Origin of the sequence: Pseudonocardia sp. Ae717_Ps2 (assembly GCF_001932475.1) — a bacterium.
Classification (GTDB): domain Bacteria; phylum Actinomycetota; class Actinomycetes; order Mycobacteriales; family Pseudonocardiaceae; genus Pseudonocardia.
Map to the genome: position 1 here is coordinate 5,588,535 of NZ_MCIS01000001.1, position 24,184 is coordinate 5,612,718.

Here is a 24,184-nt window from a genome sequence, read left to right on the forward strand (position 1 = left end):
CCCGGCCCCGGCGGGAAGTTCCCGGCGGCCGACCGATGAGTCCGGTCACCGCGCGCGGTCCACCCCTTCGAACGGCACCGGAACCCCCGGAGCCAGATCCACACAGGAGCCCGCGATGCCGAACATGATCTTCGTCAACCTGCCGGTCGCCGACCTCGCCGCGGCGAAGGCCTTCTACTCCGCGCTCGGTTTCGGGCTGAACGAGCAGTTCTCCGACGAGCGCACCGCCTCGTTCGTCGTCAGCGACGCCATCGTCGTGATGGTGATGACCCAGGACCGGTTCCGGGAGTTCACCGAGCAGCCCGGCGTCGCCGACCCGCGGACCGCCCGTGAGGTCATCAACGCCTTCGGCGTGGACAGCCGCGACGAGGTCGACCGGCTGATCGAGGCCGGTCTGGCCGCCGGCGGCACCCTGTCCGGCAAGACCGAGGACCACGGCTTCATGTACGGCCGCGGCATCGACGACCCGGACGGCCACCACCTCGAGTTCGTGTGGATGGACCCGTCGGCCGTCGCCGGGGAGTGAGCCCGGTCGGTCCTCCGCCGCGCGCGGGGTGCGGCGGCAGACCGACCAGCACGAGTCAGACCGCGCGCAGCGGGCGCACCTTGCGGACGAGTCCGTCGATCGCGAGCGCGTAGCCGTCGATGCCGAACCCGACGACGATCCCGGCCGCCACCGGCGAGACGAACGAGTGGTGCCGGAAGGTCTCACGACCGTGCACGTTGGAGATGTGCACCTCGACCGTGGGGAGCTCGGCGCCCTCGATCGCGTCGTGCAGCGCGACCGAGGTGTGGGTGTAGGCGGCGGCGTTGAGGACCAGGCCGATCGCGTCGCCGCGCTTCACCGCGGTACCGGCCTCGTGGATCCAGTCGACGAGGACGCCCTCGTGGTTGGTCTGGCGGAAGTCCAGCTCGAGGTGGTGCGCGGCGGCCGACTCCCGGCACAGCGCCTCGACGTCGGTGAGCACGGTCGTCCCGTACACCTCCGGCTTGCGGGTCCCGAGCAGGTTGAGGTTCGGGCCGTTGAACACGAAGACGGTGGTCACACCCGTGATCCTCTCAGCCGCGCCAGCCGGGGCGGACCAGGCCCGACTCGTAGGCCAGGACGACCAGCTGCGCGCGGTCCCGCGCACCCAGCTTGGTCATCGTGCGGCTGACGTGGGTCTTCGCCGTCGTCGGACTCATGTGCAGGCGGGCGGCGATCTCGTCGTTGGACAGCCCGGCCGCGACCTCGGCGAGGACCTCCCGCTCGCGGTCGGTGAGCTCGTCGAGCCGGACGGTGCCGTCGGGGCCGCCCCGCGAGCGCGCCGCGAACTCGGCGATCAGGGTGCGGGTGACCGCCGGGGCGAGCAGGGCATCCCCGCTGTGGACGACCCGGATGGCGTGGATGAGGTCGGCCGGTTCGGAGTCCTTGACCAGGAAGCCGCTGGCACCGCCGCGGATCGCGTCGAAGACGTAGGAGTCGTCGGTGAACGTGGTCAGGACGACGACCCGGGTGCCGGCGAGGTCCGGGTCGCCGGTGATCTCCCGGGTCGCGGTGATGCCGTCGGTGCCGGGCATCCGGATGTCCATGAGCACGACGTCCGGGTGGTGGTCGCGGACCGCGGCGACGGCCTGCGCGCCGTCGGCGGCCTCGGCGACCACGTCCAGATCGGGCTGGGAGCCGAGCAGCGCGCGGAACCCGGAGCGGACGAGCGCCTGGTCGTCGGCGAGCAGGACACGGATCACCTGTCGGCTCCCGGGGTCGTGGGGTGGTCGGCGGCGGGGCCGGCCGGGGGTGCGGGCAGGTGGGCGTGCACCCGGAACCCCTGCTCCGGGCCCGGCCCCGCCGCCAACGCCCCGCCGACCGAACGCGCACGCTCGCGCATGCCGGTCAGCCCCGTGCCGTCCACTGCGCCGGGGGCGGGGCCGGCACCGTCGTCGTCGACGGTCAGGTCCAGCGCGTCGTCGCCGAACCGCAGCGTGACCACCGCGGTGCCCGCCCCCGCGTGCCGACGCGTGTTGGTCAGCGACTCCTGCACGATCCGGTACGCGGCCAGGTCGACCCCCGTGGGCAACGGCCGCGGGGTCCCCTCGGTGGCGCGCCGCACCGGCAGCCCCGCGGCACGCACCTCGTCGAGCAGCGCGTCGAGCCGGTCCAGACCGGGGGTGGGCGCACGCGGGGCCTGCTCGTCGACCCCACGCAGCACCCCGAGGGTGGAGCGCATCTCGCGCAGCAGGTCGCGGCTGGCCCGCTTGATCTCGGTGAGCGCGGTGCGGGCCTGCTCCGGATCGTCGTCCATCAGGTAGAGCGCGACCCCGGCCTGCACGTTGATCAGGGAGACGTGGTGGCCCAGCACGTCGTGCAGCTCCTGGGCGATGCGCAGCCGTTCGGCGTCGGCGTTGCGCCGACGTTCGGCCTCGGCGGCCCGCCGGGCCTGCGCCGTGCGCTCGCGCCGCACCCGCCACAGGGCACCGGCCGCGACGAGCGCCGCCAGCCAGGCCAGCACCGGGGCGGTCGCCGGCCACGGGATCGGCCGCCCGGTCACGAGCAGCCACCCGGCCAGCACCGCCGCCGCGACGACCACCACCGCGAGGGCCCGATGGTGGTGCCCCGCGGCGACCGCGGACACCAGCGCCACGGCGAACGCGAACCCCAGCGGCCCGATCAGCGGGTACCCCAGACCCAGGTAGACGACGACGGCGGCCGCGCACACCGCGAGCGCCACGACCCGGTCCAGGTGCCGCAACAGCAGCGCGACCGGCCCCGCCGCGAGGAGCACGACGGCGAGCACGTCGAGCGGGAGCGCCGTCGTGCCCGGGTCCGGGTACCGCGCGTTGCGGGCGACGGTGAACGCCGTCCCGCCCGCGGTGAGCAGGCCGACGACCAGGGCAGGGACGAGGACCCGCGCGATCGGACCCCACCTCGGACGTCGGTCGGCGGGCACGCGGGACACCGTAGACCGGGGAACCGACAGCGGGCGTCGTCCGGACGATGACCGGTGCCCTACCCCCGAGGGAGTACGCGGAGGGGCGCTCCTCCCCCTGTGGGGGCAGCGGGATCGGCGACCGCGGGGGGACGCGCGCGCCCCCCGGCACGGCGACGCTGGCCGTCATGACAGCGACTCCGGACACCCGTCCCGCACCCGGACCGGACACCACCCCGGCACCGGCCACACCGCTCCCGGCCACACCGGCCACGCAGGGCCCGGCGACTCCGCTCCGGTCGGACGCCGTGCTCGCCTCCGACTCCGAGCGCGAGCACGTCACCGCCCGGCTGCGGACCGCCGCCGCCGAGGGGCGGCTGACCCTCGCCGAGTCCGACGAGCGGCAGGCCGCCGCCTACGCCGCCCGCACCCGCGACGAGCTCGTCCCGCTGCTCGCCGGGCTGCCCCGCCCGCCGCGGCCGCGGCACCCCCGGCGTGGTCCGCTCACCCCCCGCGCACGGCGCAACCTGCGAATCCACGCCGGGGTGACCGTCGTCGTGCTGCTCCTGCTGGTCCTGGGCGCGGTGCTCGGGCCGGCGCCGCTGTTCGCGCCGATCGGGCCGGCGTTCTGGCTGGGACTGATCCTGTTCGTGCACTCCCGGCGGGCCGAGCGGGAGGTCTCACCGGACGAGGAGCTGCCCGAGGAACTGCGGTGACCGCCGTCGCCGAGCAGGCCGGGCGGGCGGTGCACGTACTGCTCGCGGTCGCCTGGACCGACGACGATTGACAGGCAACCAAATAGTTGCATAATTGGTCGCGTGGCCGACCTGGACGCCGTCTTCCGCGCACTCGCGGACCCGACGCGACGGCGCATCCTCGACCGGTTGCACGAGCAGGGTGAGTCGACGCTCGGCGCGCTGTGCGAGGGGTTGGACATGAGCCGGCAGGCCGTGTCCAAGCACCTCGCGCAGCTGGAGGCCGCCGGACTGGTGACGACCCTGCGGCGCGGCCGGGAGAAGCTCCACCACCTCGACCCGGTCCCCATCCAGGAGATCCACGACCGGTGGATCGGGAAGTTCGAGCGCAGCCGGGTGCAGGCGGTCACCGCCCTGCGCGCGGCGCTGGAGGAGAACGATGAGTGAGCGTCGCTACGTCTACACGACCTACATCCGCAGCACCGCCGAGCAGGTGTTCCGGGCGCTGACCACGCCGGAGTTCACCATGCAGTACTGGGGCGGCGCGGAGCTGACCTCGGACTGGCGCGTCGGGAGCCCGCTGGAGGCGGTCCACCCCGACCACGACGACTTCATCGGCGAGATCCTCGCCGTCGAGCCGCCGCACCGGCTGTCCTACACCTTCACCGGCCGCGCCGAACGGGCCGCGGGGCGGCCGCCGACCGTCGTCGAGTTCGCGCTCTCCCCGTTCGGCGACGAGGCGGTGAAGCTGCAGGTCGTCCACACCGGTTTCACCGACGACGAGCAGGGCGCACGGGACGCCCGCGACGTCGGCGAGGGCTGGCCCGCGATCCTGTCCGCGCTCAAGACGCTGCTGGAGACCGGCCGTCCGCTGGCCTCCCCCGGCCACTTCGCACCACGGACACCGGCGGCGCCTGCCCGGTGAGGCCGCGCCCGGACCTGCTCACCGTCGGCCCGGACCGCCGACCGGGCCCGGCGACGGCCCGGTCCCGGTGGCCGACGGGCGCCGTGAGCGACGGTCTCAGCGGCCGAACAGGCGGGCCCACCAGCCGCGGGACCGTCTTCCGGGCTCCGACCCGGTGCCGGGCCCCACCGTGGCGGGCCGGGCGGCGGCGCGGCGGCGCTCCCGGGCCGCGTGCCACCGCGCGACGACCTCGTCGGCGTCGAGCCTGCGGATCGGGACGCGCGGGCCCATCGGGTGGCGCATGTGGTCGACGACCCGGGAGTTGACCTCCTCGACGTGCTCGCGCACGCGGCGCTCGTCGACGAAGCGGGTGACGGTCTCGTCGATCCGGTCCAGCTCCTTGCGCAGCTGGAGCGACGGCGGGAGCAGCGCGTCACCCGGGACGCCCTCCCGCTCCAGGTAGCCGCGGATCCACCAGTTCTCGTCGACCGGGCCGATCCGTCCCGCGCCGGGCAACGGCTTGCCCTTGCCGGGCAGGTCGTCGAAGTCGCCCCGCTCGACGGCCTCCCGGATCGCCCGGTCGACCGGCGACTCGAACCGCGGGTCCACACCGTTCATGGCTGCACCACCCCACCGCGACGGTACCGGCGGGCACCAATTCCTGTCGGTGCCCGGGTGCACACTCCCGGCCATGACGACGACCTCCTCGACGACACCCACCACCGATCGTTCCCGCGCCCTCGACCTGGCGCGCCACTACCCCGGCCGGCGGGCCGGGCACGTCGCGGCGCAGCAGCGGAGCGCGGGGTTCCCCGACCGCAACTGGCGCCTCGGAGCCGACGGGGAGCAGCGCACCGCGCACCTGCTGACCGCGCTGACCGGGCGGACCCGACGGGACCGGCTGCTCGGCAGGCCCGCGGCGTGGCAGGTCCTGCACTCGGTCCCGCTCGACGGCGGCGCCGCCGATCTCGACCACGTCCTGATCGGACCGCCCGGCATCTGCGTCATCGACACCCGCCACCACCGGGGCCGCTCCCTGCTGCTCGACGGCGAGCGGCTGGTCGTCGCCGGGACGGCCACGGACGCCGTCCCGCGGGCCCGGGCCGAGGCGCAGCGGGTCCGTGAGCTGCTGCTCCCCCGTCTCGGGCCTGCCGCCGCCTCGACGCCGGTCCGCCCGGTGGTCGCGCTGGTCGGGGCGCCGATCCGGGTGCGCCGCTGGCCCGACGACGTCGTGGTCGCCACCGAGGGCGCGCTGGTGCACGCCCTGCGCGGGCTGACACCGGTCCTCGACCCGTGGGAGGTGGACCGGATCCACGCCGTGGCACGGCGCCCGGAGAGCTGGGGGTGAGGCGTGCGCCGGGTCACGGCACCTTCCCCGCGCGGGGGCGGATCAGCATGCTCTCCCGGTGACCTCGACCGCACCGGCCCGGACCGGGCTGCACCGTGTCCCGATCCCGGCGGACGTCGCGCCGTCCGGGGTGGCGGCGGCGGTGCGCCGGCTCGCCCACCGGCCGCGGCTGGTGGCCTTCGGCGGGAGCTGGTCCTGGGGGGCGCTCGTCGCCACCGACCCCGTGCTCACCGCGCCGGCCGGGGCCGACCCGTTCGCCGTGCTCGACGCGCCGCCGCGGTCCGCGAGTCCGCAGGCGACCCCGGGCGCGCCCCGGGACGCGGGGGCGGACACCGGAACCGGCACCGGGACCGACGCAGGGATCGACGCAAGCATCGACACGGCTGTCGGGGGCGGCTGGTTCGGGCTGGTGGACCACGCCCCGCCCGGCGTGCGACCGACGGCGGCGCTGTCCTGGTACCGCGACGTGCTGCGCCACGACGGCGAGCGCTGGTGGTTCGAGGCGCTGGTCGCCTGCGGCGCCCCGCTGCCGGGCCTGCCCGACCACCCGCGCGCGGTGCACCCCGACACCTGCTCGGCCGAGCGCCGGTACGCGCGGCTGTGCGCCGACCTCGCCCGACCGGCGCCGGAACGGACGGCCCGGATCGCGGTCACCCGGTGGCCCGACCGGGACGCGCACCTGGCCGCGGTCGAGCGGTGCGTCACCGAGATCCGGCGCGGCGAGATCTTCCAGGCCAACATCGCGACCCGGCTGGAGGTCCGGCTCGACGGCGACCCGCACGAGGCGTGGGCCCGGCTCGTCGAGCCGGTCGCGCCCGCCCGCGCCGCGCTCGTCGTGACGCCGGAGCGGGCGGCGGTGGGCGCGAGCCCGGAGCTGTTCCTGCGCCGTGCCCGCGGCCGGGTCACCACCGCACCGATCAAGGGCACCCGACCGCGCACCGGCGGCGACGCCGACGACGCCGAACGTGCCCGGCTCGGCGCCTCGGTGAAGGACGCGGCGGAGAACGTCATGATCGTCGACCTGATGCGCAACGACCTCGCCCGGGTGGCGCGGCCCGGCGGGGTGCGGCCGGGGCGGCTGCTCGCCGTCGAACCGCACCCGGGGGTGTGGCACCTGGTGTCGCGGGTGCACGCGACCCTGCGCGAGGACGTCACCGACGCCGACCTGCTCACCGCCACGTTCCCGCCGGGTTCGGTCACCGGGGCGCCGAAGATCCGGGCCTGCGAGGTGATCGCCGACTGCGAGGACGGCGACCGCGGACTGTTCACCGGCGCCGTCGGCGGGGTGAGCCCGCTGGCCGGACTGGAGCTGAACGTCGCGATCCGCACCCTCGACCTCGGCCCCGCCGGGCCCGACGGCAGCCGCACCGGCCGGCTCGGGGTCGGTGGGGGCATCACCGTCGACTCCGACCCGGCGGAGGAGTTCGGCGAGGTCCTGACCAAGGCCGCCCCGGTCCTGGCCGCGCTCGACGGCCCGCCACGGCCGGTCCGGCCGCACGTCGGACGGCCCGCCGACCGGGCCGCGGGCCTGTTCGAGACGCTGGCCTGCGTCGACGGCCGGGCCCACCGGGTCGGCGAGCACGCGGCCCGGCTGCGTCGCTCCTACCTCGCGGTCACCGGCCGCCCCCTCGACGCGCGGGTCGAGGCCGAGGTCGCCGCGGCCGTCGCGGGGGCTGCCGGGCACCACCGGGTCCGGGTCGAGGCGGCGCCGGACGACCCGTCGCGGGTCACGGTGCGCGCGGTCCCCTGGCCCGGGCCGGTCCCGCTCGACGCGCAGGGCGGTGTGGTCGCCGTCGTCGGGCGCAGCGCCGACGGCGAGTCCCACAAGTTCGCCGACCGGCGGTGGCTCGACGCCCACGAGGCCACGACGGCGGGTGGGGACGGCACGCCGCTGCTGTGCGACCCGACGGGGCTGGTGCTGGAGACGACGCGGTCCGCCGTCGCCGCCGTACACCGGGGGCGGCTGTGGGTCCCCCCGCTCGACGGCCGCATCCTCCCGGGCACCGGCCGACGCGCGTTGCTCGACCTGGTGGGCCCCGACGCCGTGCGCATCGCGCGGCTGCCCCTGGCCGCGCTCGCCGAGGCCGACGGGTTCCTGCTGGTCAACGCGCTGCGCGGGGTGCAGTGGGTGCGCCGGGTCGACGGCGACGGCCGCACCGTCGCGCGCTGGGACGGCCCGGACCCGCTGACCCGCCGCCTCGCCGAGGCCCTGCCGGGCTGACCGCCCCGCCCGACCTCGCACGCGTTCCGGACACCTCGTAGCCCCGCGGACCGTGCGAGTCACCACGAGGTGTGCGAGGCCGGCCCGCACCGGCAGGATCGGGTCGTGAGCACCGACCGGATCGCCACCGAGCTGCGCCGCCCCCTGCGCTGGGTCCCGCCGCTCCCGCTGCACCGCCCCCGGTTCCTGCGCCTGCTGCAGCGACTGTCCCGGCGCGGCAGGCCCGCCGCCGTCGACGGGGTCCGGTCGACCACGCATCCGGGCCCGCCGCTGCTGCGCGTGCACGTCCCCGACCACCGCACGACGCCCGCGGCGCTGCTGTGGTTCCACGGCGGCGGCCTCGTGCTGGGCTCCCCCATGATCGACGACGAGCGGTGCGGCGAGCTCGCCGCGGAGCTGGGGATCGTCGTCGTCTCGGTGGACTACCGGCTCGCCCCCGGTGACCCGTTCCCGGCCGCGCTCGACGACTGCCACGCCGGCTGGACCTGGTTGCGCGACGCCGCCGGCCGGCTGGGGATCGACCCGGCGCGGATCGCCGTCGGCGGGGCGAGCGCCGGGGGCTGCCTGGCCGCCGCGCTGGTCCAGCGCCTGCACGACGAGGGCGGCCCGCAGCCGGTCGCGCAGTGGCTGGTCTACCCGATGCTCGACGATCGCACCGCCGCCCGCCGCGAGCTCGACCGGCCCCCGCACCGGGTGTGGAACAACCGCAACAACGAGGTCGGCTGGCACGCCTACCTGGGGCGCCCACCCGGGACCGGCGAGCCCGCCCCGTACGCGGTGCCCGCCCGTCGCCCCGACCTGTCGGGGCTGCCGCCCGGTTGGATCGGCGTCGGCGACGTCGACCTGTTCCACGACGAGGACGTCACCTACGCGCGACGGCTGCGCGAGGCCGGGGTGCCGGTCGAGCTCGACGTCGTCCCCGGCGCCCCGCACGGCTTCGACGGCTGGGGCAAGGGCATCGCGATCGCCGACGACTTCACGGCGCGCTCGGTCGCCTGGCTGCGTGGCGCGCGCGGCGGCTGACCACCCGGCCAGGTCCGGCAGCAGCGCGACCGGCTCGCGGACCGGTTCCGCGGGACCAGACGCCTACCGGCCGAGGAACTCGCCCAGCGCCCGGGCGAACTCCGCAGGACGCTCCATGTTCGGGTAGTGGGCGGTGCCCGGCACCGTCACGAGCCGCCCGTCGGGGACCCGTTCGACGGTGTCGGTGACGATCCGCAGGTGGTCGTCGGAGTCCAGCTCGCCGACGACGCCGAGCAGCGGCACGGCCAGGGCCGGGGCCCGGTCCAGGGCGTCGTCGAGGAAGCCGATCGGCGGCGGCGCGGCCGGGTCCGTGGGCAGGTGGTGGGCGAGCATGTCGACGGCCATCAGCCGGACCTCGGCGAGCACCTCCGGGTCGACCTCGGCCGCCGTCCGGTGCGGTCCGGGCACGAACTCCAGGAAGACCGAGATCCAGCGCTCGGCGTCGAGGTCGAGGCGGGCCTGCTCCCAGCGGGCCAGCCTGTCGAGCATCCAGGGGCCGGTCCAGGTGGGCGCACCGGCACCGGCGCCGCTGAGCACGACCCGGTCGACGAGGTCGGGCCGCTCCAGCGCGGTGTCGAAGGCGGTCCGCGCGCCCATCGAGAGCCCGACCAGCACCACCGGACCGGTACCGAGGTGCTCCACCAGCGCGACGACGTCGTCGTGCGGGCGGTACCCGTCGGGTCCCGGGTCCGACGAGGCGCCGTGCCCGCGCGCGTCCGGGACGACGACCCGGTGCCGGGCCGACAGCGCTTCGCCCTGCCGGGCCCACATGCGGCCGTCGAGCGCTCCGCCGTGCAGCAGGACCAGCGGCGGCCGCCCGTCGGGATGCGGACCGGTGTCGCGGTAGGCGATGCGACCGCCCGGTACGGGCAGGAACCCCGGGACGGTACTCCGGGCGAGAGCGAGGGTCATGACACCTAAGGTGTCATGATTCGGCCGGATTGACAACTAAGGTGTCATACTTGCCGGGTGACCGACATCGACCGGACCGCCGAGAAGCTCGCCGAGGTGTACGTCCTGGTGGGCCCGCTCTACCGGCGGGTGCTGCACGAGGTGGAGGGGATGGCGCCGGAGAACCGGGTGTCCGCCGGGGTGCGGGCGGTCCTCGACCAGCTCCGGCGGCACGGCCCGATGACCGTGCCCGAGATCGGTCGGTCGCAGTCGCTGAGCCGCCAGTTCGTGCAGCGCATGGTGGACGAGGCCCTCGCCGCGGGGCTGGTCGAGCGGATCGACAACCCGCGGCACCGCAGATCCAAGCTCGTCGCCACGACCGCGGCCGGCCGTGCGGTGATCGACGACGTCGTCGGGCGCGAGCACGCCCGACTGCGGGCGGTCGCGGAGCGCCTCCCGGCCGCCGACGTCGACGCCACCCTGCGCGTCCTCGCGACGATGGTCGCCGACCTCGCCGAGGTCGAACCCGGCGGCGGGCATTGACCCCCTCGGCCCCGTGACGCACGATCCGACCGAGATCGACCCCTCACCACTGGCGGTGCCCACGCATGTCCGACACGTTCACCTTCTCCGGCCGCGACGGCACCGCCGTCACCGCCTACCGCTGGCTCCCCGGCGAGGCGGGCGACCCGGTGCGCGGGATCGTCCAGATCACCCACGGCATGGGTGAGCACGCCCTGCGCTACCTCCCCCTGGCCGAGGCGCTGACCGCGCGCGGCTTCGCCGTCTACGCCCAGGACCACCGCGGCCACGGCGCCACCGCGGGCGGGCCCGAGAACTTCGGCCTCCTCGGCGACGACGGCTGGGCCCAGCTCGTCACCGACATCGGGCTGCTGTCCGCGCACGCCCGCACCGAGCACCCCGGCGCCCCGCTGGTGCTGCTCGGCCACAGCATGGGCTCGTTCGCCGTGCAGCAGTTCCTGGTCGCGGACGGGACCCCGCCAGACGCGGTGGTGCTGTCCGGCACCGCGCTGCTCGACCTCATGGAGCAGGGGCTGGACCTGTCGGCGCCGCTGGACCTCTCGTCGTTCAACGCGCCGTTCGAGCAGCGCACCGGCTTCGAGTGGCTCAGCCGCGACCCCGCGCAGGTCGACGCCTACGTGGCCGACGCCCGCTGCGGCTTCGGCATCGACCTGCCCGGCACGCAGGCGATGTTCGCCGCGGGCCGGCCGCTCGGCGACGTCGCCACCCTGAAGCGGATCCCGGGCGGGTTGCCGGTCTACGTCGTCGTCGGGGACGAGGACCCGGTCAACGCCGGGCTGGCCCTGGTGCGGCCGTTGGTCGAGCGCTACGCCGAGGCCGGGCTGCACGACGTCACGCTGAAGGTGTGGCCGGGCGCCCGGCACGAGGTGTTCAACGAGACCAACCGCGACGAGGTCGTCGCGGACCTGCTGTCCTGGCTCGACCGCGTCGTCCCCGGGAAGCGGGACGCCTGAGGTGCGCGTCGACACCACCGGCGGTTTCTCCGCCTCCCCGCTCGAGACCGAGGCGGCCGCGGTCGCCGCGGAGGCCGCGGGCTACGACGCCCTGTCGGTCCCCGAGACCGCGCACGACGCGTTCGTGTCGCTGGCGCTGGCCGCCCGGGCCACCAGCCGGATCCGGCTGCAGTCCGCGATCGCGGTGGCCTTCGCCCGCACTCCGATGACGCTGGCCTACCAGGCCAACGACGTGCAGCTGCTCTCCGGCGGCCGGTTCGATCTCGGGCTGGGCTCGCAGGTCCGCCCGCACATCGAGCGCCGGTTCGGGATGCCGTGGAGCCGGCCCGCCGCCCGGATGGAGGACTTCGTCTCCGCGCTGCGGGCGATCTTCCACGCCTGGGCCACCGGCGACCGGCTGCACCACCGCGGCGAGTTCTACTCCCACACCCTGATGACCGAGTTCTTCTCGCCGGGGCCGAACCCGCACGGGATGCCGCCGGTGATGCTGGCCGCGGTGGGCGAGCGGATGACCGAGGTCGCGGGCCGAGTGACCGACGGTCTGCTGGCGCACTCGCTGACCTCGCCGTCGTACCTGGCGGAGGTGACGCTGCCCGCGCTGCGCCGCGGGCGGGGCCGGGACGACCTCACCGGCTTCGACGTCTGCCTGCCGGTCTTCACCGTCCTGGGCGCCGATGCCGACGCCCGGGCCGTGGCCGAGGCCGGGGTGCGCCGTCAGATCGCCTTCTACGCCTCCACCCCGCCGTACCGCCCGGTGCTGGAGCACCACGGCCGCGGGGCGCTCGCCGACGAGCTCAACGGGCTGTCGCGCCGGCAGGCCTGGGACGAGATGGCCGGCCTCGTCGACGACGACCTGCTGGGCCTGTTCGCCGTCTCCGGGGACCCGGCCACGGTCGTCTCCGGGATCGCGGACCGCTACCGGGACCTCGTCGACCGGGTGTCGCTCAACACCCCCTACGACGCCGACCCCGCCCTGGTGCTCGACGTCGTCACCCGGCTGCGGGCGGCCTGAGCACGCACGACGGCGGCCGGTGACCCAGTCGGGTCACCGGCCGCCGGTCGTGCTGCGTACTACCGCAGGCCCAGCTTCTTGGAGCAGGCCGGCCACGCCTTCCAGCCCTGGGCCTCCAGGACGTTCTCGGCGACGCGGATCTGCTCGGACTTGCTGGCGTTGTGCGCCTTGCCCGACCCACCGAAGGCCTTCCAGGTGGACTGCGTGAACTGCAGGCCGCCGGAGAAGCCGTTGCCGGTGTTGGTGTTCCAGTTCCCGCTGGACTCGCACTCGGCGAGCTTGTCCCACGTCGAGGTGGAGACGGACTGCGTCGGCGCCACGACCGCCGCGGGAGCGACCTGGGCCGAGGTCTCGGGGGCGGCCGTCGCGGGCCCGGCCAGGGCGAGCGGAGCGCCGAACGCCAGGACACCGGCGACGAGAGTTCCGACGAAACGCCCACGGATGGACATGCGAGTGCTGCTCATTGTTGATCACCTGAGGTCCGGACCCACGGCTTTCCGGGCGGGCCGGTCGCGCGGGGAGCGCAGTGCCGGTGTCGACGCGAGGGGACTCGCGGCCCGCGGCCCCGTCCCGGTCCGTGCAGATCGACTGGCCGGGGACCGCGGGACGGGGCCGTGGTGGCGTGGGCGGTTCCGGCGCTTCGGTGCAGCCCGGTCCAACGGACCGGAGCGACCACGAAGGTCGCCGACCGGCCGAGATCAGGTCAAGCGGATGACCGGTGACGTATCACACGACGATAACGGCGCAGCACGTCATCGCAGCTCAGAGGCACTTTCTGCCGATCACGGAACCGACCGGAAAGGCATCGATACTTTCGATCCGGAGATGTTCCACCGGTCTCAACGGCGCTGTACGCCCTCGGCCCGGCGCAGGGTGAACACCGCGATCCGCACGACCATCGCGTCGAGCAGCAGACCGCCGAACGACCACGCGTCGAGCCAGGCGGTCCAGTTCGCCCCCTGCGCGACGGCGAGGAGCCCGGGCACGAGGAACAGCGCGACACCGAGCCCGCCGGCGACGGCACAGGCGAGCAGCGCCGGACCGTCGGTCCGGCGCAGCAGCAGGAGCAGCGACACGACGGCGGCCGCGGCGACGAGCCCGTCGAGCCCGGCCAGGACCGGCCCGGTGGCGCCGAACGCGAGCCGGACGTGCACGGCCGCCGAGAGCACCAGCAGCACGGTCAGGATCCGGCGTCCGGTCACCAGGCCGCGGTCGTCGCTCATGGGGCCATCCTCGCCTACCGCACCCGCAGCACCAGGAGGCGGCAGTCGACCTGCTGCCCTGACCGGTAGGGCGCGACCTCGATCGAGACGGCCTCGAAGACGTCGGCGGCGGCGAGCCGGTCGACCTCGGCACGGTAGCCACCGGACTCCCAGACGTCGTCGAGGACGGTCGCGACCAGGTACCCGCCCGGCCGCACGACCCGGGTGAACTCGGCGAGCGCCGAGGGTCCGACGTGGGCGTGGGTGAGCGTCCCGACGCAGACGACGACGTCGTAGGAGTCGTCGGGCAGTGCCAGCGCGGCGGTCAGGTCGGCCTCGCGCAGGTCCCGGTACGCCCCGGTGGCGCGGGCCCGGTCCAGCATCCCGGGCGACAGGTCGATCCCGTCGACGGTGGTCGCACCGCGCTCGCGCAGGGCGACGCCGACGAGCCCGGTGCCGCAGCCGGCGTCGAGGATCTCGCCGCCGGGGCCCGCGGCCGCGACGACGGCGTCCGCGGTGACCGCGGGCGCGACGTAGCCCTGGGCCTCGCCGGAGAGATCGGCGTCGTAGGTGGGGGCCCACTCGTCGTAGAGCGCCCGGGCGTCGGCCGGGCCGCTCAGCGAGTAGGCGCGTTCCAGATGGGGGTCGCCCCCGGTGCTCGTGGCCATCGCCCGATCATGATGGACGGTCCGTGGGCTGTCATGCGCGCCCGAGCAACCCCCGGCGCGGCGGGTCGGCGGCGAGCAGGGAGAGCGCGCACAGCGCGCCCCAGCCGGCGGCGACCATGGTCGCCTTCTCCCTGGCGTCGCGGTCGGGGAGCTGCGAGCCCAGCACCACGAGGTCGACGACGTCGGCGCCGACCCGCACCGCGATCGCGGCCTTGAGCGGGGTCCCGGCCGGGGCCAGGGCCATGGCCAGGCCGGACGCGAGGTCGCGCCCGCCGACCGCCCGCGCGAGCAGCGTGGTGCCCGCGGACGGGGTCCGGCCGCCGCCGGACAGCTTCGTCGGCGACAGCAGCACCTCCGGCTTCGCGGCGACGGCCGCACCGTAAGCGGCGGTGGCGGCGCCCAGCAGGCGGGGGATCCAGGTCAGGTCACGACGGGGCATGCACCCGGTGTACCCGTTCCGCGGCGGTTCTCGCCCGCCCGCACGGACCGGCGACCGAGCGGCCGGTGAGCGTGCCGAGTGCGAGCAGGGCACCCCACGGCCCGATCACCCAGATCGGCCAGAAGTACCCTCCGCCCCCGCCCAGTGCGACGGCGGCCCAGATCGTCAGGACGATCACCGCGGTCAGCGCCCACGGCCCCCAGGTCGCGGCCAGGACGACCCGGCGCACCCGCCGCTCGCGCTCCGGGTCGACGGGACGCGGCAGCCGGGGCAGGTCCGCCTCGACGGCGGCCAGCTCGGACGCCGTGCGCGCCGCGGCCACCTGCTCGCTGCGGGTGGAGAACTCGGCGAGGTCGAGCCGCCCGTCCCCCACGTGCCTGCCGAGCCGTTCCAGTGCGCGCTCCCGCTCGGCGTCACCGATGCGTACGTCCACCACGACCACCCTCCCAGTCGGATACCGGAACTATCCACTATCCGTTTCGGGACTGCGAGTCAGAGTTCGTCGAGGAAGGCCAGCGCCGCCTCCGCCGAGGTGCGCCGCCAGGCGGCCAGCATCCGGTCGAACTCGTCGCCGCCGTCCCCCGCCGCTGCGGCGCGGTCCTGTTCCGCCCGCAGCGCCGCGACGATCGGGGCCAGCTCGCGGCGCTGGGCCTCGACCAGCGCGGTCGCGTCCCGGCCGTGCCGGTGCAGCACCGCCAGCTTGAGCAGGAACTCCGAGCGCAGGTCCCGCACGTGCGGCACCGGGATGCCCAGCCACGCGTCGACGTGGCCGCGGCCGGCGGGGGTGGCGGCGTAGAGGGTGCGGGGCGGGCCACCCTTGGTCTCGACGGCCTCGGCGGTGATCAGGCCGGCGTCGACCAGCCTGCCGATCGCCCGGTAGACGACCGGGCGCGGGATCTGCCAGACCCGGCCCAGCTCGCCGTCGGCGGCGGTGAGCGCGGCGACGGCGAAACCGTGCACCGGGCGCTCGCCGGCCACGGCCAGCACGACCCACTCGGCGAGCCCGAGCCGTGGAAGCATCGGGCCAGCGTAGGGCCTCAGCGGTGGACGGCCGCCTCGTTCCCCGCATCCCAGGAGAAGCCGCGGTCGTAGAGGAAGCGCAGCTCGGGGTCGCTCTCCAGCACGAGCCGCTGGCCGTCCCCGGTCAGCTCGACCCGGCCGTCGGGCCGGGGCGTCCAGGTCAGCTCGGCGGTCCGGACGGCGGGCTCGACCAGTGAGGTCGCGCCGGACTGCGGCGCGTTCCACTCGACCCGGATCGTCCGGTCCCCGACGGGCCGCCAGGTCCCGCGGACGACGGTGCTGTCGGCGAGCCGCACCGAGATCCCGGCGGAGCCGGTCTGCGGGTAGCCGGGTACCGGGAGCGACGGGCCGACGTAGGTCCACTGCCCCACGGCCACGTGCTGCCAGCGCCGGTCGTCGGCGAGCCGGGCGGCGGGGGCCGTCGGGTCCTCCACGACCCGGTAGACCCCGGCGAGCGCGATGTCGGAGCGCTGGAACGGGGGCTGGAACTGCTGGAACAGCGCGCCCTGCGCGGCGATCAGCACCAGTCCGAGCACCGGGACCAGCCATCGGGTCACCCGGCGGACCCGCGGCCACGGCAGCAGCCGCGGGGACCCCTCGGTCGCCGCCGTCGGACGCCCGGCCAGGAACCGGACCACCCGTGGCAGCTCGGGGGCCGCGACGAGCGCGAACCCGACCGTCAGGGCGAGTGCGAGCTGCTTGACCGGCACGTCGTAGGTCATGTTCAGCAGGAAGACCGTGCCGAGGGCGACGGTCCCGAGCAGGCCGCCGATCCAGGCCGTGCGCCGGAACACCAGCAGCAGCACGACGACGAGCTCGGCGAACCCGGCCAGGAACTGGATCACCGGGGAGTAGGCCATGAACCCCCACAGCAGCCCCATCGGGCTCTTCTCGCCGGTCATGACGAGCGCCTCGGAGTAGTCGGCCCGGCCCATCTGGGTCAAGGTGAGCTTGGACCAGACGTAGGGCTGCATGAGCAGGATCAGGACGAACCGCAGCAGCGCGTGCAGCGCCCACGCCACCCGGTTCCACCACGGTCGCGGCGCCGCCGCCTCCGCCGCCCCGGCCACCGCGGCGCCGTCCACAGCGTCCTCCCGCCGCACCGCGGCGTCCCCCCTCGTCCCGGTCATGGGCCGACGGTAGGGCGCCACGGCACGGTCGCGGATCCCTCGTCCGACCGATCCTCTGCGCCCGGCACTCCTCCGCGGGTGGGAGACGTGACGCACAGCCCGTCGATGCATCGCACACAACGATCAATGGGTAGACACATGGCGATGCGGCCGTACGACCGGCCGCGCATCCCGCCGTGGCATCGGCGCCCGGCCACACCCGAACCACGGCGTCGGTAGCGACGCCACGAGGAGGAACCGTGCCCACGACCGTGTCCGCCATGAAGACCGCAGGTCCGAACAAGCCGTTCGAGCGCGGCACCATCGAGCGCCGCGACCCGCGGCCGCACGACGTCGTCATCGACATCGCGTACGCCGGGATCTGCCACTCCGACATCCACCAGGCCCGCGACGAGTGGGGCGAGGGCATCTACCCGATGGTCCCCGGCCACGAGATCGCCGGAGTCGTCTCCGCCGTCGGCGACCAGGTCTCGCGCTACGCGGTGGGCGACCGCGTCGGCGTCGGCTGCTTCGTGGACTCCTGTCGCGAGTGCGAGAACTGCCTCGCCGGTGAGGAGCAGTACTGCCTCAAGGGCGAGGTGCAGACCTACAACGGCCGGCAGTACGACGGCGAGCCGACCTACGGCGGCTACTCGACGCAGATCGTGGTCGACGAGAACTACGTGCTGCGCATCCCGGACGGCGTGGAGCTCGACGTCGCCGCTCCGCTGCTGTGCGCCGGCATCACCCTGTACTCGCCGCTGCACCACTGGAACGCCGGCCCCGGCAAGCAGGTCGCGATCGTCGGCATGGGCGGCCTCGGCCACATGGGCGTGAAGATCGCCGCCGCGATGGGCGCCGAGGTGACCGTCCTGTCCCGCACGCTGTCCAAGCAGGAGGACGGGAAGCGGCTCGGCGCGGACCACTACTTCGCCACCGAGGACGAGAGCACGTTCAGCGAGCTGGCGGGCCGTTTCGACCTGATCGTCAACACCGTCGCCGCGCAGATCCCGGTCGACGCCTACCTCGGACTGCTCAAGCTCGACGGGACGATGGTCAACGTCGGCGTGCCGGAGGGCCCGCTCTCGTACCACGGCTTCTCCCTCGTCGCGAGCCGCAGGAGCCTGGCCGGTTCGAAGATCGGTGGCATCCGCGAGACCCAGGAGATGCTCGACTTCTGTGCCGAGCACGGCCTGGGCGCCGACATCGAGACGATCTCCTGCGACCAGGTCGACGAGGCCTGGGAGCGGGTCGTGCGGGGCGACGTGCGCTACCGCTTCGTGATCGACACCGCGACGTTCTCCTGAGCGCTGTCAACCCGGTGGGCGTCCCTGATTGAGACGCCCGCACGCCACCGATCCGTGGAACGATCCCCGCGACGTTCCCGACGACCGTGACCGGAGGCTCACATGATCCTCATCGTGCTCAAGGCACAGATCCGCCCGGACAAGCGCGAGGAGTGGCTGACCGGCATCGCGCAGTACACGAAGGACGTGAACTCCGAGCCGGGCAACATCTCCTTCGACTACTACGAGAACTTCGAGAAGCCGAACGAGTTCGTGATCGTGGAGGTCTTCAAGAACAGCGCGGCCGGCGACGCCCACGTGAAGACCGACCACGCGCAGAAGTTCTTCGACTTCATGGGCTCGGTCGTGCCGGAGAAGCCGCTCATCAACTTCCAGAGCGAGGACGGCAAGGACGCCTGGGTCGAGATGGGCGAGGTCACCCCGCACTGACCCGACCCTCCCGACGATGCCGGCGGCCCCACGGGTCGCCGGCATCGTCGTGTCGGGAGCGGAGCGGGCAGGTGGCCCGACCGCACCGGACGGAGGAACCCGGGCGGACCGGACATCGGAACCGAGACGGTCCTTCCGGGTGATCGGGACGGGAGCGCACCGCGTCCGGGCCGGTCGGGAACGGGGTGCAGACTGACCCGGCACGGCCGAACCTTTCGTCACGCAACCTGGGCGTTCCCCACGCGTCTCCCACAGTGACGGAACGATCACGTGGCGTCGCCGCCCCGGGCGACGCGGACGAACAGGAGCACCCCATGGACACCGTCCGGCAGCGGCCCCGCCGCCTCGTCGCACTGGGCCTCGGACTGGCCACCATCGCGGGTGTCGCCGTCGCCGGGACCGCCCTGGCCGCCTCCCCCGCGGCCGAGCAGGCCCGCGCGCAGCCGCTCGTCCCCGGCACCCCCTGCTCGATCACCGCCAAGGCGTGCGTCGACCTGGACTCGCAGCGGTCCTGGCTCATCCAGGACGGCAAGGTCATCCGCGGCCCGATCGGCATCTCCTCCGGCGGCAACGGCCAGGAGACCCCGGTCGGCCACTCGCTGCGCGTCTACCGCAAGGACGCCGAGCACAAGAGCGAGGAGTCGCGCCTGCCCAACGGCGACCCCGCTCCGATGCCGTGGTCGGTCTTCTTCAACGACGGCGGCATCGCCTTCCACAGCGGCGACCCGAACCGCTCCTCCGCGGGCTGCATCCACGTCCCGCCGGCCGACGCCAAGGCGTACTTCGACTACCTGCAGATCGGCGACCAGGTGCAGGTCGTGAAGGCATCCGAGGAGACAGCGGCCCGTAAGGGCTAGCTCGCGGGGAGTCACCGCATCGGGGGCTGCTGGGACGTCCGGCGTAACGCGGAGACGGTCGTGCCGCGACACACCGGACGTATCACCCGCACGTCCCCCGGAGCGCCCGATGGCCGAGAGCCGACCCGTCCGTCGCACGCCGATCGACCACGCCCGGCGGGTCGCCCGGCTCTCCCTCAGCGGCGGCGCGCGGGCCGCCGCGGTCCCGGTGCGCGGCCTGGCCCGGCTCGGCCGCGACGCCCACGACCCCCGCTGGACCGGCCAGACCTGGCTCTGGCAGCCGGGCTGGGGGCGCCGCACGCACGACCGGCCCTACCGCAGCCCTGACCCGTACTCGATCGGGCTGTCGGCCTACGAGCAGCAGAAGTACGGCACCGTCATGGACGCGCTCGCCGGCCGCCGTTTCGACCGGGTGCTGGAGGTCGGCTGCGGCGAGGGCGACCTGTCGGTCCGTCTCGCCGGGCACACCGCGGCTCTGCTCGGGGTGGACATCTGCTCGGCCGCGGTCGAGCGGGCCGCCGCCCGGGTGCCGTCGGGGACCTTCGTCCGTCGCACGCTCCCGCACGAGATGCCCGAGGGCGACTTCGCCCTGATCGTCTGCTCCGACGTCCTCTACTACTGGGAAACGGTCACGCTGCGGGTCGGCCTGACCGCCCTGCTGGACCGCCTGCGGCCGGGCGGGATGCTGCTGGCCTACCACTACCGCGGGGCGTTCGGTCAGGCCGGGACGGCCGACCGGGTGCACGAGACGCTCGTCGCCGCCGCGACCGCCCGCGGACTGACGGTCCGGGCGCACGAGACCGTCGACGGTGTCGGTCCCGACGGCGCCGGGGCCCGCTTCGCCGTCGTCGTCCACCCCGAGGTCGCGGTGCCGTCCCCGCGCCGCCCGGAGCCGGGCGTCGCAGTCCGCGCACGTCGATCCTGAGGGGTCGACTGGGCCGGGTGGCGGTGCGGTCGCTGGACCGTCCGGGCGTTCTCGTCAGGTCGACGTGGACCTGTCGTGACCGGGCGGTTCCTGGTTACCGTCCGGAGCCATGACGGTCGACGCCGACGGACCCGCCGGGATGGCCGACGCACAGCGCGTGGTCACCATCCCCGAGCTGAGCGCACCGAGCTACCTGCAGGCGGTGCTGTCGATCGCCTACCGCGACGAGCGCAACAGCGTCCCGCTCACCGTCGCCACCCCGGCCGGGCTGGTGTTCGGCAACGCCGTGCACCCCTCGGCCTGGCTGCGCGGGCTGGGGGACCAGCTGCGCCGGCTCACCGCCGACGATCCGGGCAACGAGTCCGCGGCGTCGATGGCCGACATGTTCGACGAGATGGCCGGCGGTCGCGGCGACGAGCGCCCCGGCCCGGACGTCCCGACGAAGGACATCCACTGGATCTACTTCACCGACGCGCTCGTGGTCCCGACCGCGGCGGGCGGGCCGAACTACGGCGAACCCGCCTGCTGGCAGGTGGCACTGCGCGACGTCACCGGCTGGACGATCGGCCTGCCGCCCGCCTGACCACCACGTCCGATGAACACCCGAACACGTGATCGCAAACCCGCAGGATCCGGGCCCCGCCACAGCCTCCCTTCGCAGGTCGGACGCTCTCTGCCCAGGTCAGCGACCCATCGGCGGAGCGCAGGTGTGACGACGACCACCCAAATTGGTCCGTGAGGATGCGCCACCCCCGGGACTCCCATGTGTGTCGAGCGGATCGACAGGGCACCACCGGTGCGAACCGGCCCCCGATCCGGCCACTGTGAGGCCCGATACCGGGCCATGACCTGGAGGCACACATGAGCACCACCGAGACCAAGGCGACCAAGGCCCCGGCTGTCACCGGCACCCCGTCGGCCCTGCAGTCCGAGCACGGCAGCACCCGCATCGCCGAGACCGTCGTCTCGAAGATCGCCGGGCTGGCCGCCCGCGAGGTCAGTGGCATCTACGCCCTCGGCGGCGGCGCGGCCCGCGCGTTCGGCGCGTTGCGCGAGCGCATCCCGGGCGGCACCACCAACGCCTCGCAGGGCGTGTCGGTCGAGGTCGGCGAGAAGCAGGCCGCCGTCGACATCAACGTCGTCGTCGAGTACGGCGTCTCCATCGCCGACCTGGCGAAGGCCGTGCGCCGCAACGTCATCTCCGCCCTGGAGCGGATGACCGGGCTCGAGGTCGTCGAGGTCAACATCTCGGTCGACGACGTCCACCTGCCGTCCGAGGACGACGGCAAGGACGAGGAGCCGAAGAAGATCGAGTCCACCTCGCGGGTGGCGTGAGCGCCCGTACCGCCGCGGGTGGCGACGGGATCGTCGCCACGGGTGCGATCGACACCGACCGGATCGCCGACGCGGTGCTGGGCTGCCCCGGCGTCGCGCAGCTGCACGGCGGCCGGTTCGGTGAGGTCGCCACCTACCTGCCCGGACGCCGGGTGAGCGGCATCCGCGTGGACCCCACGGCCCCGGCCGTCGAGGTGCACGTGGTCGGTCGCTACCCGGCCTCCGTGGCCGAGATCGACCACCAGGTCCGCACCGCGCTGCTCCCGGTCGTCGGGGGCGCGCGGGTGGACGTGGTGGTCGGCGACTACGCCGGTCCCACCGAGCCGACGCCCGTCCGGCAGTCGGACTCGGCACCCGCCACCGGCGAGCTCCCGGTCCCTCCCGCGGCCACCCCCTGACCCGCCCGGACGCCCGTCCACATCCCCGGACGTCCGGTACCTCCTCGTCTCGAAGGACGTGACTGTGATGTCCCTGTCCACCAACACCCAGATCGGCCTGATCGCCGGTCTCCTCCTGGCCATCGCCGGCATCGTCGGCGGCTTCGGCGGGTTCGTCCTCGCCCTGATCCTCGGCGCGATCGGGCTCGGCGTCGGCCGCTGGCTCGACGGCGACCTCGACCTGTCCGAGCTCTCCGAGCGGTCGGGGCTGTCCGGACGCGGCCGCGACAAGGTCCGGTGAACCCGGTGAGCACCGTCGAGCCGACGGGGACGGCGACCGGGGACCCGGAGACGATCCGGGCCACCCGTCTCCCCCCGCCCCCGCCGGACGACACCCCGACCCGCTCGATCGACACCGGCACGGGCTCCGCGGACGCCTCCGCCGGGACGGCCCCGGAGGACCGGGGCCGGGTCGACGTCGCCGACCAGGTCGTGCAGAAGATCGCGCTCGGCGCCCTGGAGGAGACCGAGGGCGTCGGCGGGAGCACCGGCACGGTCGGGCGGATGCTCGGCCGCGACGACGCCGACGGCCACCCGCGCGTCGAGGCGACCGTCTCCGGGCAGTGGGCCCGGATCGACGCGCGGATCTCCGTCGCCTACCCGTCCCCGGTCGCCGCGGTCTGCGACCGCGCCCGCGCGCACGTCGTGCGGCAGGTCGAGGCGCTGACCGGGCTGTCCGTCACGCGGGTCGACGTCGTCGTCACCGCGCTCACCATCCCGGGCGCCGCCCGCCCGGCCGGGAGGGAGCTCGAATGATCCGCCGCCCCCGCAAGTCCCTCGCCGCGGGCATCGTGGCGCTGGTCCTGCTCGCGCTCTGCGTCGTCGTCGCCGTCGCGGTCGTGCAGCTGCTCCTCGGGCAGCAGCCGATCCTCGACTTCGGCCTGCTGGGCTCCACCGTCGCCGGGTACACCGGCGCCGACGTGCCCGTGCTCGTCGCGTCCGGCGTCGTCGCGCTGGTCGGGTTGGTGCTCGTCGTGGTCGCGCTGCGGCCGGGCACGCCGACCGTGTTCCCGCTGGCCTCCGCGGACGGGGCCGAGAAGCTCGACTCCGGCATCACCCGGCGCAGCCTGAACCGGGCGCTGGCCGACGCCGCCACCGACGTCGACGGCATCACCAAGGCATCGGTGAAGAACACCGGCCGCCGCGCCGCCGTCACCGCGCACGCCGCGTTCGGCGACCCCAGGGACCTGCGCGACCGGGTCCGCAGCGCGGTCGCGCAGCGGCTCGACGCCGTCGGACCGGCCCGCAGCCCGAAGATCACGGTGTCCGTGACCGGCACGAAGCAGCAGGAGGCGTGATGGCCAGCGCGACCCCACCGTCCCGGCTCAACCGGACCCTGCTGTTCCTGATCGGGCTCGTCCTGCTCGCCGCGGGGGTGTTCGGGCTGCTGTTCGGCACCGGCGTCCTGCGCCAGGTGCTTCCCGGGATCGACCCCTCGGTCCCGCTGCTGCCCGCCGGTCTCACGCTGCCCGCGTGGGCGCCGTGGGTGACCCTCGCCGTCGCGGTCGTGGTCGGGCTGCTGGCCCTGCGCTGGCTGCTCGCCCAGGCTCGTCGCACGCCCCGCACCTCGGCATGGACGCTACCGTCGGCGCAGGTCGCGGGCCGGGACGCCGGGACGACCCGGATCCACTCCGACCACGCCGCGGACGCCCTGGCCGCCGACATCGAGAGCTACGACGGCGTCCAGCGCGCCGCCGCCGCACTCGTGGGCGACCGCCGTCGTCCGGAGATCCACCTGGACGTGACCGCGGACGACGGTGCCGACCTCGCCGCGCTGCGCACCCGGATCACCGACCACGCGCTGCCGCGGCTGCGGTCCGCACTGGACATCGAGTCCGGTCGCGCCGACCTGGTGCTGCGCCTGGCCGAGGAGAAGGCGCACTCGCGGGTGGGCTGAGCGACCGCACACCGACGACGACGGGGCCCCGGATCACCGGGGCCCCGTCGTCGTGTGCGGGCG

General features: G+C 74.7%; 33 protein-coding genes. 21 read left to right on the forward strand and 12 right to left on the reverse strand.

The window, feature by feature from the left end:
• Positions 1 to 115 precede the first annotated feature (115 nt).
• Complete coding sequence (locus Ae717Ps2_RS25690) at positions 116 to 526, forward strand: VOC family protein (protein ID WP_020622320.1); 411 nt, start codon at positions 116 to 118, stop codon at positions 524 to 526.
• 55 nt (positions 527 to 581) lie between these two features.
• Here the strand turns inward: Ae717Ps2_RS25690 and aroQ are convergent, their stop codons facing one another.
• The 3 genes from aroQ to Ae717Ps2_RS25705 are packed head-to-tail and all read right to left on the reverse strand — an operon-like array spanning position 582 to position 2,927.
• Complete coding sequence (gene aroQ, locus Ae717Ps2_RS25695; protein WP_198932352.1) at positions 582 to 1,055, reverse strand: type II 3-dehydroquinate dehydratase; 474 nt, start codon at positions 1,053 to 1,055, stop codon at positions 582 to 584.
• Positions 1,056 to 1,059: 4 nt separating this feature from the next.
• A complete protein-coding gene (locus tag Ae717Ps2_RS25700; protein WP_075309575.1) occupies positions 1,060 to 1,728 on the reverse strand; it encodes a response regulator transcription factor in 669 nt (222 codons plus the stop codon).
• Positions 1,725 to 2,927, reverse strand: coding sequence for a sensor histidine kinase (locus tag Ae717Ps2_RS25705; RefSeq protein WP_158071544.1), 1,203 nt, complete (start codon positions 2,925 to 2,927; stop codon positions 1,725 to 1,727). The genes Ae717Ps2_RS25700 and Ae717Ps2_RS25705 overlap by 4 nt, the downstream gene beginning before the upstream one ends.
• 167 nt (positions 2,928 to 3,094) lie before the next feature.
• Here Ae717Ps2_RS25705 and Ae717Ps2_RS25710 point away from each other — a divergent pair, with 167 nt between their 5' ends.
• The 3 genes from Ae717Ps2_RS25710 to Ae717Ps2_RS40530 all read left to right on the forward strand — a co-directional run bounded on the left by Ae717Ps2_RS25710 (position 3,095) and on the right by Ae717Ps2_RS40530 (position 4,526).
• On the forward strand, positions 3,095 to 3,622 hold the full coding sequence (locus tag Ae717Ps2_RS25710; protein WP_083702498.1) for a DUF1707 domain-containing protein: 528 nt from the start codon (positions 3,095 to 3,097) through the stop codon (positions 3,620 to 3,622).
• Between the two features lie 102 nt (positions 3,623 to 3,724).
• Entirely contained in the window at positions 3,725 to 4,048 is a 324-nt protein-coding gene (locus Ae717Ps2_RS40525) for a helix-turn-helix transcriptional regulator (protein ID WP_075309571.1), read from the forward strand.
• The gene (locus tag Ae717Ps2_RS40530) at positions 4,041 to 4,526 is read left to right on the forward strand and encodes an SRPBCC family protein (protein WP_075309569.1); all 486 of its coding nucleotides are present in this window, start codon (positions 4,041 to 4,043) and stop codon (positions 4,524 to 4,526) included. The genes Ae717Ps2_RS40525 and Ae717Ps2_RS40530 overlap by 8 nt, the downstream gene beginning before the upstream one ends.
• 96 nt (positions 4,527 to 4,622) lie before the next feature.
• On the opposite strand, the gene Ae717Ps2_RS25725 is transcribed toward Ae717Ps2_RS40530, so the two are convergent.
• Entirely contained in the window at positions 4,623 to 5,123 is a 501-nt protein-coding gene (locus Ae717Ps2_RS25725; protein ID WP_075309567.1) for a DUF1992 domain-containing protein, read from the reverse strand.
• A gap of 73 nt (positions 5,124 to 5,196) precedes the next feature.
• On the opposite strand from Ae717Ps2_RS25725, the gene Ae717Ps2_RS25730 reads away from it, so the two are divergent.
• From Ae717Ps2_RS25730 to Ae717Ps2_RS25740, 3 genes are all read left to right on the forward strand, one after another.
• On the forward strand, positions 5,197 to 5,853 hold the full coding sequence (locus Ae717Ps2_RS25730) for a nuclease-related domain-containing protein (RefSeq protein ID WP_075309565.1): 657 nt from the start codon (positions 5,197 to 5,199) through the stop codon (positions 5,851 to 5,853).
• A gap of 58 nt (positions 5,854 to 5,911) precedes the next feature.
• A complete protein-coding gene (locus tag Ae717Ps2_RS25735; protein ID WP_083695373.1) occupies positions 5,912 to 8,074 on the forward strand; it encodes a chorismate-binding protein in 2,163 nt (720 codons plus the stop codon).
• Between the two features lie 105 nt (positions 8,075 to 8,179).
• On the forward strand, positions 8,180 to 9,097 hold the full coding sequence (locus Ae717Ps2_RS25740) for an alpha/beta hydrolase (RefSeq protein WP_075334377.1): 918 nt from the start codon (positions 8,180 to 8,182) through the stop codon (positions 9,095 to 9,097).
• 63 nt (positions 9,098 to 9,160) lie between these two features.
• Here Ae717Ps2_RS25740 and Ae717Ps2_RS25745 read toward each other — a convergent pair whose 3' ends face one another.
• Entirely contained in the window at positions 9,161 to 10,009 is an 849-nt protein-coding gene (locus tag Ae717Ps2_RS25745) for an alpha/beta fold hydrolase (protein WP_075309563.1), read from the reverse strand.
• A 57-nt stretch (positions 10,010 to 10,066) separates the two neighbouring features.
• On the opposite strand from Ae717Ps2_RS25745, the gene Ae717Ps2_RS25750 reads away from it, so the two are divergent.
• From Ae717Ps2_RS25750 to Ae717Ps2_RS25760, 3 genes are all read left to right on the forward strand, one after another.
• Positions 10,067 to 10,531, forward strand: coding sequence for a MarR family winged helix-turn-helix transcriptional regulator (locus Ae717Ps2_RS25750; RefSeq protein ID WP_075309561.1), 465 nt, complete (start codon positions 10,067 to 10,069; stop codon positions 10,529 to 10,531).
• 65 nt (positions 10,532 to 10,596) lie between these two features.
• The gene (locus tag Ae717Ps2_RS25755) at positions 10,597 to 11,484 is read left to right on the forward strand and encodes an alpha/beta fold hydrolase (protein WP_075309559.1); all 888 of its coding nucleotides are present in this window, start codon (positions 10,597 to 10,599) and stop codon (positions 11,482 to 11,484) included.
• Position 11,485: 1 nt separating this feature from the next.
• Entirely contained in the window at positions 11,486 to 12,496 is a 1,011-nt protein-coding gene (locus tag Ae717Ps2_RS25760; RefSeq protein ID WP_020627416.1) for a TIGR03617 family F420-dependent LLM class oxidoreductase, read from the forward strand.
• A gap of 59 nt (positions 12,497 to 12,555) precedes the next feature.
• On the opposite strand, the gene Ae717Ps2_RS25765 is transcribed toward Ae717Ps2_RS25760, so the two are convergent.
• The 7 genes from Ae717Ps2_RS25765 to Ae717Ps2_RS25795 all read right to left on the reverse strand — a co-directional run bounded on the left by Ae717Ps2_RS25765 (position 12,556) and on the right by Ae717Ps2_RS25795 (position 16,955).
• Positions 12,556 to 12,960 (reverse strand): transglycosylase family protein, encoded by a 405-nt coding sequence (locus Ae717Ps2_RS25765; RefSeq protein ID WP_283160294.1) that lies wholly within the window; start codon positions 12,958 to 12,960, stop codon positions 12,556 to 12,558.
• A gap of 375 nt (positions 12,961 to 13,335) precedes the next feature.
• Entirely contained in the window at positions 13,336 to 13,719 is a 384-nt protein-coding gene (locus Ae717Ps2_RS25770; RefSeq protein WP_020627419.1) for a hypothetical protein, read from the reverse strand.
• Between the two features lie 14 nt (positions 13,720 to 13,733).
• Positions 13,734 to 14,366: a class I SAM-dependent methyltransferase gene (locus Ae717Ps2_RS25775; protein ID WP_020627420.1), complete on the reverse strand. Its 633-nt coding sequence runs from the start codon at positions 14,364 to 14,366 to the stop codon at positions 13,734 to 13,736.
• Between the two features lie 31 nt (positions 14,367 to 14,397).
• Positions 14,398 to 14,805: a hypothetical protein gene (locus Ae717Ps2_RS25780; protein ID WP_020627421.1), complete on the reverse strand. Its 408-nt coding sequence runs from the start codon at positions 14,803 to 14,805 to the stop codon at positions 14,398 to 14,400.
• Positions 14,792 to 15,238: a DUF1707 domain-containing protein gene (locus Ae717Ps2_RS25785; RefSeq protein ID WP_083696225.1), complete on the reverse strand. Its 447-nt coding sequence runs from the start codon at positions 15,236 to 15,238 to the stop codon at positions 14,792 to 14,794. Before Ae717Ps2_RS25785 ends, Ae717Ps2_RS25780 begins: the two co-directional genes overlap by 14 nt.
• A gap of 59 nt (positions 15,239 to 15,297) precedes the next feature.
• Positions 15,298 to 15,825, reverse strand: a complete 528-nt coding sequence (locus Ae717Ps2_RS25790; protein ID WP_075309553.1) for a PadR family transcriptional regulator — start codon at positions 15,823 to 15,825, stop codon at positions 15,298 to 15,300.
• Between the two features lie 17 nt (positions 15,826 to 15,842).
• Positions 15,843 to 16,955, reverse strand: a complete 1,113-nt coding sequence (locus Ae717Ps2_RS25795) for a hypothetical protein (protein WP_139320135.1) — start codon at positions 16,953 to 16,955, stop codon at positions 15,843 to 15,845.
• A gap of 260 nt (positions 16,956 to 17,215) precedes the next feature.
• On the opposite strand from Ae717Ps2_RS25795, the gene Ae717Ps2_RS25800 reads away from it, so the two are divergent.
• The 11 genes from Ae717Ps2_RS25800 to Ae717Ps2_RS25850 all read left to right on the forward strand — a co-directional run bounded on the left by Ae717Ps2_RS25800 (position 17,216) and on the right by Ae717Ps2_RS25850 (position 24,121).
• Complete coding sequence (locus Ae717Ps2_RS25800; protein WP_075333987.1) at positions 17,216 to 18,241, forward strand: NAD(P)-dependent alcohol dehydrogenase; 1,026 nt, start codon at positions 17,216 to 17,218, stop codon at positions 18,239 to 18,241.
• A gap of 102 nt (positions 18,242 to 18,343) precedes the next feature.
• Entirely contained in the window at positions 18,344 to 18,670 is a 327-nt protein-coding gene (locus tag Ae717Ps2_RS25805) for a putative quinol monooxygenase (RefSeq protein ID WP_075309549.1), read from the forward strand.
• A 314-nt stretch (positions 18,671 to 18,984) separates the two neighbouring features.
• Entirely contained in the window at positions 18,985 to 19,527 is a 543-nt protein-coding gene (locus tag Ae717Ps2_RS25810; protein ID WP_020627427.1) for a L,D-transpeptidase, read from the forward strand.
• A 109-nt stretch (positions 19,528 to 19,636) separates the two neighbouring features.
• On the forward strand, positions 19,637 to 20,452 hold the full coding sequence (locus tag Ae717Ps2_RS25815; RefSeq protein ID WP_075309547.1) for a trans-aconitate 2-methyltransferase: 816 nt from the start codon (positions 19,637 to 19,639) through the stop codon (positions 20,450 to 20,452).
• Between the two features lie 109 nt (positions 20,453 to 20,561).
• On the forward strand, positions 20,562 to 21,035 hold the full coding sequence (locus tag Ae717Ps2_RS25820) for a hypothetical protein (RefSeq protein WP_075309545.1): 474 nt from the start codon (positions 20,562 to 20,564) through the stop codon (positions 21,033 to 21,035).
• 278 nt (positions 21,036 to 21,313) lie between these two features.
• Positions 21,314 to 21,787, forward strand: coding sequence for an Asp23/Gls24 family envelope stress response protein (locus tag Ae717Ps2_RS25825; protein ID WP_020627430.1), 474 nt, complete (start codon positions 21,314 to 21,316; stop codon positions 21,785 to 21,787).
• Entirely contained in the window at positions 21,784 to 22,185 is a 402-nt protein-coding gene (locus Ae717Ps2_RS25830) for a hypothetical protein (protein WP_075309543.1), read from the forward strand. The genes Ae717Ps2_RS25825 and Ae717Ps2_RS25830 overlap by 4 nt, the downstream gene beginning before the upstream one ends.
• Positions 22,186 to 22,252: 67 nt before the next feature.
• Entirely contained in the window at positions 22,253 to 22,465 is a 213-nt protein-coding gene (locus Ae717Ps2_RS25835) for a hypothetical protein (protein ID WP_020627432.1), read from the forward strand.
• A gap of 5 nt (positions 22,466 to 22,470) precedes the next feature.
• The gene (locus Ae717Ps2_RS25840) at positions 22,471 to 22,980 is read left to right on the forward strand and encodes an Asp23/Gls24 family envelope stress response protein (protein WP_233147679.1); all 510 of its coding nucleotides are present in this window, start codon (positions 22,471 to 22,473) and stop codon (positions 22,978 to 22,980) included.
• Positions 22,977 to 23,522, forward strand: a complete 546-nt coding sequence (locus Ae717Ps2_RS25845) for a DUF6286 domain-containing protein (protein WP_075309541.1) — start codon at positions 22,977 to 22,979, stop codon at positions 23,520 to 23,522. Before Ae717Ps2_RS25840 ends, Ae717Ps2_RS25845 begins: the two co-directional genes overlap by 4 nt.
• Complete coding sequence (locus Ae717Ps2_RS25850; RefSeq protein WP_075309539.1) at positions 23,522 to 24,121, forward strand: hypothetical protein; 600 nt, start codon at positions 23,522 to 23,524, stop codon at positions 24,119 to 24,121. Before Ae717Ps2_RS25845 ends, Ae717Ps2_RS25850 begins: the two co-directional genes overlap by 1 nt.
• The last annotated feature ends 63 nt before the right edge of the window (positions 24,122 to 24,184 follow it).

Excerpts from the sequence above, each read along its gene's own strand:
- Ae717Ps2_RS25790 (WP_075309553.1), bottom strand. The coding sequence starts at position 15,825 with ATGCTTCCACGGCTCGGGCTCGCCGAGTGGGTCGTGCTGGCCGTGGCC.
- Ae717Ps2_RS25810 (WP_020627427.1), top strand. The coding sequence starts at position 18,985 with ATGGACACCGTCCGGCAGCGGCCCCGCCGCCTCGTCGCACTGGGCCTC.
- Ae717Ps2_RS25800 (WP_075333987.1), top strand. The coding sequence starts at position 17,216 with ATGAAGACCGCAGGTCCGAACAAGCCGTTCGAGCGCGGCACCATCGAG.
- Ae717Ps2_RS25850 (WP_075309539.1), top strand. The coding sequence starts at position 23,522 with ATGGCCAGCGCGACCCCACCGTCCCGGCTCAACCGGACCCTGCTGTTC.
- Ae717Ps2_RS25730 (WP_075309565.1), top strand. The coding sequence starts at position 5,197 with ATGACGACGACCTCCTCGACGACACCCACCACCGATCGTTCCCGCGCC.
- Ae717Ps2_RS40530 (WP_075309569.1), top strand. The coding sequence starts at position 4,041 with ATGAGTGAGCGTCGCTACGTCTACACGACCTACATCCGCAGCACCGCC.
- Ae717Ps2_RS25795 (WP_139320135.1), bottom strand. The coding sequence starts at position 16,955 with ATGACCGGGACGAGGGGGGACGCCGCGGTGCGGCGGGAGGACGCTGTG.
- Ae717Ps2_RS25775 (WP_020627420.1), bottom strand. The coding sequence starts at position 14,366 with ATGGCCACGAGCACCGGGGGCGACCCCCATCTGGAACGCGCCTACTCG.
- Ae717Ps2_RS25770 (WP_020627419.1), bottom strand. The coding sequence starts at position 13,719 with ATGAGCGACGACCGCGGCCTGGTGACCGGACGCCGGATCCTGACCGTG.
- Ae717Ps2_RS25825 (WP_020627430.1), top strand. The coding sequence starts at position 21,314 with ATGAGCACCACCGAGACCAAGGCGACCAAGGCCCCGGCTGTCACCGGC.
- Ae717Ps2_RS25805 (WP_075309549.1), top strand. The coding sequence starts at position 18,344 with ATGATCCTCATCGTGCTCAAGGCACAGATCCGCCCGGACAAGCGCGAG.
- Ae717Ps2_RS25780 (WP_020627421.1), bottom strand. The coding sequence starts at position 14,805 with ATGCCCCGTCGTGACCTGACCTGGATCCCCCGCCTGCTGGGCGCCGCC.
- Ae717Ps2_RS25710 (WP_083702498.1), top strand. The coding sequence starts at position 3,095 with ATGACAGCGACTCCGGACACCCGTCCCGCACCCGGACCGGACACCACC.
- Ae717Ps2_RS25690 (WP_020622320.1), top strand. The coding sequence starts at position 116 with ATGCCGAACATGATCTTCGTCAACCTGCCGGTCGCCGACCTCGCCGCG.
- Ae717Ps2_RS25845 (WP_075309541.1), top strand. The coding sequence starts at position 22,977 with ATGATCCGCCGCCCCCGCAAGTCCCTCGCCGCGGGCATCGTGGCGCTG.
- Ae717Ps2_RS25835 (WP_020627432.1), top strand. The coding sequence starts at position 22,253 with ATGTCCCTGTCCACCAACACCCAGATCGGCCTGATCGCCGGTCTCCTC.
- Ae717Ps2_RS25725 (WP_075309567.1), bottom strand. The coding sequence starts at position 5,123 with ATGAACGGTGTGGACCCGCGGTTCGAGTCGCCGGTCGACCGGGCGATC.
- Ae717Ps2_RS25745 (WP_075309563.1), bottom strand. The coding sequence starts at position 10,009 with ATGACCCTCGCTCTCGCCCGGAGTACCGTCCCGGGGTTCCTGCCCGTA.
- Ae717Ps2_RS25755 (WP_075309559.1), top strand. The coding sequence starts at position 10,597 with ATGTCCGACACGTTCACCTTCTCCGGCCGCGACGGCACCGCCGTCACC.
- Ae717Ps2_RS25765 (WP_283160294.1), bottom strand. The coding sequence starts at position 12,960 with ATGAGCAGCACTCGCATGTCCATCCGTGGGCGTTTCGTCGGAACTCTC.
- Ae717Ps2_RS25820 (WP_075309545.1), top strand. The coding sequence starts at position 20,562 with ATGACGGTCGACGCCGACGGACCCGCCGGGATGGCCGACGCACAGCGC.
- Ae717Ps2_RS25815 (WP_075309547.1), top strand. The coding sequence starts at position 19,637 with ATGGCCGAGAGCCGACCCGTCCGTCGCACGCCGATCGACCACGCCCGG.